Below are 9,532 nucleotides of genomic sequence, written 5' to 3' on the forward strand. Positions count from 1 at the left end.
GTCAGGACTTGGGTCATGGTTCTATCATAACTTCCGCATTCCTCCCGGCACTGACCCTACGGGTACAGTGCGGGGCTCCTGCGATTTCTAGCTGAACCGACGCCGGGGATCCCTGGCACCCAAGAGAAGGCTGTAGCCTATTGAGGGGATCCCCATTCAACGGCTAGGGTTGCCAAGGTGTCCCAATCCTGTCTCTGTTGCCGACATGACCGACATGATGATCCGAGCCCCCCTGCGCAGCCTCATCTCCCCCCTCACCCACAACCCCCTCTGGTACAAAGACGCGATCATCTACGAGCTACCGGTGCGGGCTTTTGCCGACAGCGATGGCGACGGCGTGGGAGACTTCCAGGGCCTGACGGAAAAGCTGGACTACCTGCAGGATCTGGGCATCACGGCCATTTGGCTGCTGCCCTTTTTCCCCTCGCCCCTGCGGGATGACGGCTACGACGTCTCCGATTTCACCAACGTTAACCCCACCTTGGGCACCCTAGAAGACTTCAAAATCTTTCTGGATGCCGCCCATCAACGGGGGATCCGCGTCATCATCGAGCTGATCCTCAACCACACCTCAGATCAGCACCCGTGGTTTCAGCGGGCTCGGCGGGCTGCTCCCGGCACCCCAGAGCGAGACTTTTACGTTTGGAGCGATACCCCCGAAAAGTACAAAGAAGCCCGCATCATCTTTCAAGACTTTGAAACTTCCAACTGGGCCTGGGATCCGGTGGCCAAAGCCTACTATTGGCATCGCTTCTACTCCCACCAGCCGGATCTCAACTACGACAACCCCGCCGTGCAGAAAGCCATCTTTGAGGTGGTGGACTTCTGGCTGAGCATGGGGGTGGATGGCCTACGGCTGGATGCCGTGCCCTATCTCTACGAGCGGGAAGGCACCAACTGCGAGAACCTGCCGGAAACCCATGCCTTCCTCAAGGCCCTGCGCCAACACATCGACCGCAACTATCCCGACCGCATGTTGCTGGCCGAGGCCAACCAATGGCCGGAAGATGCCGTGGCCTACTTCGGCGACGGGGACGAATGCCACATGGACTTTCACTTCCCCCTCATGCCGCGGCTGTTCATGGCCATCCAGATGGAGGATCGCTTCCCCATCATTGACATCCTGCAGCAAACCCCGCCCATCCCCGAAACCTGCCAATGGGCCATCTTCCTGCGCAACCACGACGAGCTCACCTTGGAGATGGTCACCGACGAAGAGCGGGACTACATGTACCAGGTGTACGCCAAGGATCCCAATGCGCGGGTGAACCTGGGCATCCGTCGGCGCTTGGCCCCCCTGCTGGGCAACAGCCGCCGCCGCATCGAGCTGATGAACAGCCTGCTGTTTTCCCTGCCCGGCACGCCGGTCATCTACTACGGGGACGAGATCGGCATGGGGGACAACATCTACCTGGGGGATCGCAATAGCGTGCGCACCCCCATGCAGTGGAGCGCCGACCGCAACGCCGGCTTTTCGCGGGCCAACCCTCAGAAGCTCTACCTGCCCATCGTCATCGACGCCGAGTACCACTACGAAGCTGTCAATGTGGAGGCGCAGCGAAACAACCCCCATTCCCTGTGGTGGACCATGAAGCGGCTCATCGCCGTGCGCAAGCGATTCCAAGCTTTTGGCCGCGGCTCCTTTGAGCTGCTCCACCCGGAAAATCGCAAGGTGCTTGCCTTTATGCGGGCCTTTGGCGATGAGCGCATCTTGGTGGTGGCCAATCTCTCCCGCTACGCCCAGTGGGTGGGGCTGGATCTATCGCCGTGGGAAGGATTGATCCCGGTGGAGATCTTTGGCCACACCGAGTTTCCCCCTATTGGGCGACTGCCCTATTTCCTAACGCTAGGCCCCCATTCCTTTTACTGGTTTTCCCTTGAGCCCAAAACGGAGACCATCCACCTCAGCCCCAGCAAAGCGGAGGAGCAGGAACGCCTGGTCCCTCTGGTTGTTCAAAGTGGTAGTCCTCTGGTTGTTCAAAGTGGTAGTTGGGACAGTCTCTTGCAAGGGGAAAGCCAAAAGCAGCTGGAGGCAGTCTTGGCGGACTACCTCTACCGCTGTCGTTGGTTTGGCTCCCAAAACCGCCAGCTCCAGGCGATCCATATCCTGCAGGCTATCCCCTGCCGCCGAGAAGAGGAGTCCTTGCTGGGCAGCCAGATCTTGCTTCTCCAGGCCGAGTTTATCGAGGGCGATACGCAGCTCTACTCTCTCCCTGTGGGCTATGCCACCCAAGAAGCAGCCGTACACCTGCGCCTAGAGATGCCCCAGGCGGTCATCCTCCCTGTGCAAGTGGCCGGAGGGCCGGCGGGAGTAATTTTCAACGCTCTGGCTGACAAAAGCTTCTTGCTGCGGCTGCTGCAGCTAATTGCCCAGCAGGGCCGCCTGCGTCACCGTCAGGGAGAGCTCTGGGCCACTAGCTTTGCTGCCCTTGAGCATGACCTGGAACCCCGCCTCCTCAAGGCGGAGCAGAGCTACACCTCCGTTGTCTATGGCAACCACTACCTCCTCAAGCTCTACCACCGGGTGGCCGAGGGGGTAAACCCAGAGCTGGAGATAGGCCGCTACCTGCTGGAGCACCATCCCCAGGTGCGCGTGCCGCGGCTGCTGGGATCCCTGGAGTATCGCCGTCGTCGCGGGGCCCGTGGGTTTGATCCCGCCGATCAGCCCATTACCCTGGCCATTTTGCAGGAGTACATCCCCAACGAGGGAGATGCCTGGCACTACACCCTGGACAGCCTGGGGCAATTTTTTGAGGCGGTGCTGGTTCACTACCAAGAGGTGGATCCCGTGCCCGTGCCGCAGGGATCCTTCTTGGAGCTTTCCCAACAGCCCTTGCCGGAGCTGGCCTATGCCACCATCGGCAGCTACCTGGAATCGGTGCGGATCCTGGCCAAGCGCACCGCCGAGCTGCACATCGCCCTGGCTGCCGATACGGAGAACAAAGACTTTGCCCCAGAGCCTTTCTCCAGCCTTTACCAGCGCTCCATCTATCAATCGATGCGCAACTTGGTGGGGCAGGTGTTTCCGCTGCTGTTCGCGTCAGCGGGACGGAGTCCTTATAAGCAGATCCCCAAGCTGCCGGAGGCAGAGGCCAACCTGGCTCGGGCTGTTTGCGACCAAGAAGGGGAAATCATGAGCCGCTTCCGCCTGATCCTGGAGCGGAAGATCACCGCCCTGCGTACCCGCTGCCACGGGGATTATCACCTGGGCCAGGTGCTGTTTACCGGCAAAGACTTTGTCATCATCGACTTTGAAGGGGAGCCGGCCCGCTCTTTGGGCGAACGGCGTCTCAAGCGTTGCCCCTTACGGGATGTGGCGGGGATGCTGCGATCCTTCCACTATGCTGTCCACACAGCTTTGCGCCAGCAACTGGAGAGCGGCTTGGTCTGCGCCGACCACTGCCCCGACATGATGCGGTGGGCCCAGTTTTGGCACCGCTGGGTCTGCGCGGGCTTTTTGGCCGAATATCTGCAGGTGGCTTCCCAAGCGGCTTTTTTGCCCCGCAGCCTGCAAGAGATAGAGGTGTTGTTGGACGCCTATCTGCTGGAAAAAGCCATTTACGAGCTGGGCTATGAGTTGAACCACCGCCCCGAGTGGGTGGAGATTCCCCTGCGCGGGATCTTGCAACTGCTGGGCATTTCCACCAAGGTTTAGGGGATCCTGTCGGCAGGCCATTTGGGGTGAGCGACTGGGGGACAAACATGTGTGGACGGTTTAGCCTGGGAGTGGCCCCAGAAGTGCTGAGGCAGCATTTTGGCTTGCCGGCGGCAGCCCAAGAAAGGGCAGCTGTCCCCCGGTATAACATCGCTCCTTCTCAGCCGGTGCTGGCGGTGGTGGCGGGATCCCTTCAGCGCGAGGCAACCCATTTTCGCTGGGGCTTGATCCCCAGCTGGAGCCGAGCTCCTCAGGCCGGCTGGATCAATGCCCGAGCTGAGACAGTAGCTGAGAAGCCTTCTTTCCGCGAAGCTTTCCGCCGTCGTCGCTGCTTGATCCCGGCCGATGGTTTCTACGAGTGGGCCGACTCAGGTACGGCCAAGAAGGGCAGACAACCCTACTGGTTTCACCTGCTGGATCGACCGGTATTTGCCTTTGCCGGCATTTGGGAACGCTGGCGCAGTCCAGAGGGGGTGGAGCATGCCTCTAACCCCCAAAACCCTGAACTTTGCTGAATTTACTGAGCTTTAGGCGGTTTGGCAAAAGTCATTGAGAGGGATATAGTAGACCAAGTTTCCCCCTGATCCTTGAGTCCACCGCAACGGTTGCCGGGAAGTGAAGGGGGAAAGCGCTCGGGGGGTATTCCTCAGGGCTTTGCGGGATACCGCCTTCCTGTTTGGACTCCGTCCCGCTGACGCGAACAGAGATAGGCAGGATGCGATCGCTTCTTTCCTGAACCATGTTCAGGAGAGTTCAGCGTGAATGTATCAGGTGGAAACCTGTGCCATCCTCAACACTGCCGCCAACCGTCTGATGCAGCTTTTTCACGGGCGGATGCCCGTGATTTTGACGGAAAACGACTACGACCTCTGGCTGGATCCCCAGGTGCAGGATCCCAAGCTGCTGTTGCCCTTGCTCCGCCCCTACCCAGCAGAAGCCATGGCGGCTTATCCGGTCAGCACCTATGTGAACAACCCCCGCCACGAGGATCCCGCTTGCCGTGCTCCTATCGGAGAAGCAGTGCAGGGATCCAGCCTCAGCGAGCCCGCTGGTAGCGCATCCCCGGCAGTTGTACCAGCCAGCCTTCCAATTCCATAAGCAGCAGGGTACTGGAAAGGGTGGCAATATCCATCTGGCTAGCCTGGGCCAGGGCATCGAGGCTGAGGATGCCCTCCCCTAGCAGCTGCCAGAGCAGTTGCTGTTGGGGATCGCTGGGGCCAGTGGATGAGGGCTGCTTTAGCACAGGGGATCCCTGGAGGAGGCCCAAGTCTTTCAACAGCTCCTCGATCCCCAGGATCATGCCCGCGCCACTGCGGATGAGCTGCAGGCAGCCACGGGCCGCCGCCGTGTCGATGTTCCCCGGCAGGGCATACACTTCCCGACCGTAGTGGTTGGCCAGGTGAGCAGTAATTAGCGCTCCCGAGGTTTCCGGAGCCTCCATCACCAAAGTGGCGCGGCAGAGGCCGGCAATGATGCGGTTGCGCTGGGGAAAATGCTCCTTGGCCGGTGGCGTGCCGGGGGGATATTCGCTGAGGATGGCCCCTTGGGCCAGGATGCGCCGGTAGAGAGCTTGATGGTGAGCTGGGTAAACTTTGTCCACCCCCGTTCCCACCACGGCCACCGTCTTGCCGCCGGCATCCAGACAGGCCTGGTGGGCAATGCCGTCGATCCCCGTTGCCAGCCCCGAGACCACCACACAGCCAGCTTCCGCCAGGGCAGCGCTGACTTTCTGGGTCCACTGTCGACCGTAGGCCGTAGGGGCGCGGGTGCCGACGATGGCAATAGCCGGCTGTTGCCAATTGGGACATTCTCCTAGGACATAGAGAATGGGCGGGGGATCTGGCACCTCCCACAGCAGCGGCGGATAGTCCGGATCTGCAGGCGTGAGAAAGGGGATCCCCGCTTTGAGGGTTTCCTCCAGGATCTGCTCGGGATCAAGGCCAGGACGGGCAGAGACAATAGCCTGGGCCAGGGTGGGGCCAATGCCTTCCACCTGCCGCAGGGCCGGGGCATCCGCTTGCCAAGCCCGCTCCAGGGATCCAAAAAACTCCGCCAGCCGCTTGAGCCGGTGGGGGCCAATCCCTTTGATGCGGGCCCAAGCTAGCCAGTAGGGCCGCTCCCGTTCTTCATGGCCTGGCCCACGGGAAGGCTCCCTCTTGCCAACAGGATCTGAAGGGGAAAGGGGAAAAGACAATTTAGCTCTGCGCAGTAGTGGCCGTATCTTACTTAAATGATTGGCAAAAGGAACGCTTGGCAAAAAAGCAGGAGATGGGTAGATGTCAGGGTTGGATCCCGCCGGTAACCTTCAAGGATCAAGGCAGCTGCGGTTTGGGCGGATGCGCCAAGCTTGGGTGTGGGGGGCCTATCCCCTGCTGTGGCTGTTGACCTGGGTGGGATCCCGCTCGGCCCAGCCCCAGTTTTTGGGGATCCCGGCCTGGTATTGGCTGGCGGGATTGGCTGTCCTGCTGTTGGTACCTCTTAACTTCTACATTGTGCGCGTTTGCTGGCCTGGAGATGACTGACAGCATTTTAAGTTTGGGTGTGGTGGGGGTGTACTTGCTGCTGCTGGCAGCCATCGGCTTCTGGAGCTATCGCCACAGCGGTCGGGATCCGGTTAGCTACTTTTTGGCGGGGCGGGGTCTGGGATCCCTGGCTCTAACTTTGACGACGCTGGCCACCTTGCTCAGCGCCTTTACCTTCATTGGGGTGCCGGCAGATGCCTATACCCACGGCATAGGGATCTTCCTGGGGGTGGGAGTGACCACCGCCTTCATTTCGGGGCTGTTTTTGTGGGTGGGCTACCGGGTATGGCTAGCAGCCCAACACTTTGGCTTCATCACCCCTTCCGAGTTTTTCGGCCACCGCTTCAACAGCCCTCTTTTGGCTCTACTCTACTGCCTTAGCGCCCTGACGTTTACCGCCCCCTACATCAGCATCCAGATCATTGGCGGAGCCCGCACCCTGGCGGCGGTGTTGGGGGAGGGGATCCCCTACTGGCCCTTGGCGGTGGTGGTGGCGCTGGTGATCTTGGGGTATGTGCTCTTTGGCGGATCCCAGGCGGTGGTCTGGACGGACGTGGTGCAGGGGATCATCCTGATTTTGGGGATGGGGGTGGCCTTTGTTGCCCTAGCCTTGGGGGTGGGCCAGGAAGCTGCCGGGCAGTTGGATCCCTGGCTGAGCTTGCCCGGCCCCCAAGGACGCTGGAGCTGGCAAGGGTTACTCGGCAATCAACTGCTGTTTTTCATGGCCACTCCCCTTTTCCCACAATTTTTCCAGCGCTTTTACATGGCCAGGAGTGCTCATCCCTTCAAGACCCTGATGGTAGTCTGGCCGCTGCTGATTCTGCTGGTCTTTTTCCCGGCAGCTCTTCTTGGGGTTTGGGGCCGCCTGGCTTTTCCCAGCCTGGAGAAAGCGGACCAGATCATGCCCCTGATGTTGCAAACTCTGCCCGGCGGTGTGGCAGCGGTGGTGATTACAGCAGCTCTGGCCGCCCTCATGTCCACGGCAGACTCACAGCTCCTTACGGCCAGCTCGTTGGTAACGCGGGATCTGGTAGTGACCCTCTTTAGACGCCAGCTTTCCCCCCACCAAGAAGAACAATTGGGACGCTGGGTGGTGCTGGGGATCGGTTTGGCCTCTTTTGCCATTGCCCTTAACCCGCCGGGGCTGATTGTGGAGATCGCCACCTGGAGCTTTCAGGGAAATGCCATGCTGTTCCCTGTCTTAATTGCCGGCCTGTACTGGAAGCGGGCTACCCGCGCCGGGGCTGTAGCCGGGGCCCTCGTCTCCAGTGGCCTGACTTTAGGTTGGCTGTCGGGTCTGTTGCCCAAAGCTTGGACAGGGGGCTGGTTACCCGTAATCCCGGCAGTGGTGATCGGCAGTGGGGTGTTAATTGGCGTAAGCTTGCTTACCCAGCCGCCCAAGGAGCAGGTGACCGCCTACTACGAGGAAGGGCCTTGGGGAGAGTAGGTTATTCTTTATCGATCAGCTCAATCAACGCTTTTCCAGGTCTGCCGGTAGCCAGCCAGCTTGAGCCAGGCCGTTGAGAAATGCGAAAGTCCCTCCTAGAAAAAGCAAGCCCATCAGGCCCGCCAAGGGGTTGCCACCAATCCCCGTTAGCCACGCTGGCACCCTGCCGGTGTACTCAATCCAGGCCAAGTTGTTGACCCAGGCCATGCCCCATACCCAACCCGCGTGCAGCCCCAGGCTTAAGCCCAGCTTGTTTTGGTTCCAGACCCTCGCCTGCACCAGCAGCAGCCCCATCAGCCACAGTCCGGGAAATTGCGGCCAGGTGGCGAGAATCTCAGGCAAAGGCTTCAGGAAATGGGCCATAGCAAACAGGAAGCTGGATCCCCACACCGCAGTGCTGCAACCGTAGTCCAGCAGCATCTCCTGCAGCAGCCAGCCGCGAAAAAACAGCTCCTCCGCCAGCGCCACCCCCAAGCCCAAAAGCAACCCCAGCAACCCATAGACCAGCAGGGATCCCCTGTCCACTGGCCTCCAACTCAGCCAACCCAGGGATCCCTCCAGGCCCAAAAGCAAGAAAAGCCCCCCGACCCCGATCCCCAGGCCCCAGAGGATCCCGCCCCGACAGGCCCAACTGCTATCTAGCCCATAGGCAGCAAATCCAGATCCCCACAGCCCCAGCCAGGCTAGCAGCAGGGCATACAGGAGCAGCCACAGGTACTCCCGTCGTTCAGGAAGAAGCCAACTCCCCAGCCCGAGCAACGGCAGCCAGGTCAAGAGCGGGATCGCCAAGAAAAGCAGCAGGCGCAGCAGAAATGGATAAGCCCTCAGCTTGGAGATCGGCAGGCCCATCCAACCCGCCCCGCCTAGCGTTCCGGCTCAATGGAGCTGGTGAGGCCGTGCTGACGCAACTGCTCACAGTAAAACTCCGCGTGCTCCCGCGGCACCACGATCACCACAGCAACGCCGTTGTGGTGGGCTTCCAGCATGATCTCAGTGGCTTGCGGCGGCATCATCGCCGGGATCACCTTGACCAGCACCTGCACCACGTACTCCATGGTGTTGACATCGTCGTTGTGCAGCAACACCCGGTACATGGGCATGTGCTTTGGGGTTACAGAAGGCTTGACCAGGGTCTCTGTAGCCACAACGATCCCTCCTTCGGCAGGGTCAACAAGAAGTCTAAGGAACGCAAAACCGCAAAAATGGGGCAAAAGCAGGAAAAACTGTAATGAAATTTTAGCCTTCTCAGCAAGCTCTGTGAAAAGGCCGTGGGGAACCTGGGCGCAGGGGTCAGAGCCGTTAAACCAACCCTAACCCAGCCTTCACCTGCCCACAACCTCAGCTTGGGGGCAAAAGTGCTTGACTAAAAAGGCGATTGGCCTTTGTTGCGGATCCCTTTACATTTGCCTGCGTCCCTGAGGTGGGTCTCATGAGTTCCCTGCGTTCCCGTCGCTTTTTCCTGCAGTTGCTGATGTTTGGAGGTGGGGCAGCTGCCCTGGCTGCCTGTGGAGGCACCTCCAGTTCCTCCATTCCCCCCCTGGGAGAGCCTGGATTTCCCCAAGGGGTATTTGCCGGGGATCCCACCTCGGAAGGGGCGGTGCTTTCCACGCGGGTGATCCCGGCCAGCGCGACAGATACGGTTGCGGTGACGTTGCAGGTGGCTGAGAATTCCGAGTTCAACCCCATTTCGCAACAAGTTTCGCTTACTGCTCGCCGTGTGGCGGGCCGCAACTACCGCACTGAGCCAGGCGACTACATTGCTCGTGCCGTCGTCACCGGCTTGAGGCCAGCGCAGCGCTACTTCTACCGGTTTGTCAGCTAGAAATCGCAGGAGCCCCGCACTGTACCCGTAGGGTCAGTGTCGGGAGGAATGCGGAAGTTACGATAGAACCATGACCCAAGTCCTGA

9 protein-coding genes are annotated in these 9,532 nt (G+C 60.2%); 6 read left to right on the forward strand and 3 right to left on the reverse strand.

Annotation, left to right across the window (positions count from 1 at the left end; genetic code table 11):
- Positions 1-217 precede the first annotated feature (217 nt).
- From treS to ACVWZ1_RS13750, 3 genes are all read left to right on the forward strand, one after another.
- Complete coding sequence (gene treS, locus ACVWZ1_RS13740) at positions 218-3,655, forward strand: maltose alpha-D-glucosyltransferase (RefSeq protein WP_457503706.1); 3,438 nt, start codon at positions 218-220, stop codon at positions 3,653-3,655.
- 47 nt (positions 3,656-3,702) lie between these two features.
- On the forward strand, positions 3,703-4,170 hold the full coding sequence (locus ACVWZ1_RS13745; RefSeq protein WP_457503701.1) for an SOS response-associated peptidase: 468 nt from the start codon (positions 3,703-3,705) through the stop codon (positions 4,168-4,170).
- Between the two features lie 247 nt (positions 4,171-4,417).
- Entirely contained in the window at positions 4,418-4,753 is a 336-nt protein-coding gene (locus tag ACVWZ1_RS13750; protein WP_457503702.1) for an SOS response-associated peptidase family protein, read from the forward strand.
- On the opposite strand, the gene dprA is transcribed toward ACVWZ1_RS13750, so the two are convergent.
- A complete protein-coding gene (gene dprA / locus ACVWZ1_RS13755) occupies positions 4,692-5,849 on the reverse strand; it encodes a DNA-processing protein DprA (protein ID WP_457482082.1) in 1,158 nt (385 codons plus the stop codon). The two genes, ACVWZ1_RS13750 and dprA, sit on opposite strands and share 62 nt — an antisense overlap.
- 142 nt (positions 5,850-5,991) lie before the next feature.
- On the opposite strand from dprA, the gene ACVWZ1_RS13760 reads away from it, so the two are divergent.
- Both ACVWZ1_RS13760 and ACVWZ1_RS13765 read left to right on the forward strand, forming a co-directional pair.
- Positions 5,992-6,177: a hypothetical protein gene (locus ACVWZ1_RS13760; RefSeq protein ID WP_457393724.1), complete on the forward strand. Its 186-nt coding sequence runs from the start codon at positions 5,992-5,994 to the stop codon at positions 6,175-6,177.
- Complete coding sequence (locus ACVWZ1_RS13765) at positions 6,170-7,624, forward strand: sodium:solute symporter family protein (protein ID WP_457503703.1); 1,455 nt, start codon at positions 6,170-6,172, stop codon at positions 7,622-7,624. The genes ACVWZ1_RS13760 and ACVWZ1_RS13765 overlap by 8 nt, the downstream gene beginning before the upstream one ends.
- A gap of 24 nt (positions 7,625-7,648) precedes the next feature.
- Here ACVWZ1_RS13765 and ACVWZ1_RS13770 read toward each other — a convergent pair whose 3' ends face one another.
- Both ACVWZ1_RS13770 and clpS read right to left on the reverse strand, forming a co-directional pair.
- Positions 7,649-8,473, reverse strand: coding sequence for a CPBP family intramembrane glutamic endopeptidase (locus ACVWZ1_RS13770; RefSeq protein WP_457503704.1), 825 nt, complete (start codon positions 8,471-8,473; stop codon positions 7,649-7,651).
- A 14-nt stretch (positions 8,474-8,487) separates the two neighbouring features.
- A complete protein-coding gene (gene clpS, locus ACVWZ1_RS13775; RefSeq protein ID WP_011432326.1) occupies positions 8,488-8,769 on the reverse strand; it encodes an ATP-dependent Clp protease adapter ClpS in 282 nt (93 codons plus the stop codon).
- Positions 8,770-9,053: 284 nt separating this feature from the next.
- Between clpS and ACVWZ1_RS13780 the strand changes: the two genes are divergently transcribed.
- The gene (locus ACVWZ1_RS13780; protein WP_457467202.1) at positions 9,054-9,446 is read left to right on the forward strand and encodes a PhoD-like phosphatase N-terminal domain-containing protein; all 393 of its coding nucleotides are present in this window, start codon (positions 9,054-9,056) and stop codon (positions 9,444-9,446) included.
- Positions 9,447-9,532: the final 86 nt, after the last annotated feature.

Source organism: Thermostichus sp. MS-CIW-25 (assembly GCF_054060015.1).

Coding starts and splice junctions, on each gene's coding strand:
- ACVWZ1_RS13770 (WP_457503704.1), bottom strand. CDS start 8,473: ATGGGCCTGCCGATCTCCAAGCTGAGGGCTTATCCATTTCTGCTGCGC.
- treS (WP_457503706.1), top strand. CDS start 218: ATGATCCGAGCCCCCCTGCGCAGCCTCATCTCCCCCCTCACCCACAAC.
- ACVWZ1_RS13760 (WP_457393724.1), top strand. CDS start 5,992: ATGCGCCAAGCTTGGGTGTGGGGGGCCTATCCCCTGCTGTGGCTGTTG.
- ACVWZ1_RS13745 (WP_457503701.1), top strand. CDS start 3,703: ATGTGTGGACGGTTTAGCCTGGGAGTGGCCCCAGAAGTGCTGAGGCAG.
- ACVWZ1_RS13780 (WP_457467202.1), top strand. CDS start 9,054: ATGAGTTCCCTGCGTTCCCGTCGCTTTTTCCTGCAGTTGCTGATGTTT.
- ACVWZ1_RS13765 (WP_457503703.1), top strand. CDS start 6,170: ATGACTGACAGCATTTTAAGTTTGGGTGTGGTGGGGGTGTACTTGCTG.
- ACVWZ1_RS13750 (WP_457503702.1), top strand. CDS start 4,418: ATGTATCAGGTGGAAACCTGTGCCATCCTCAACACTGCCGCCAACCGT.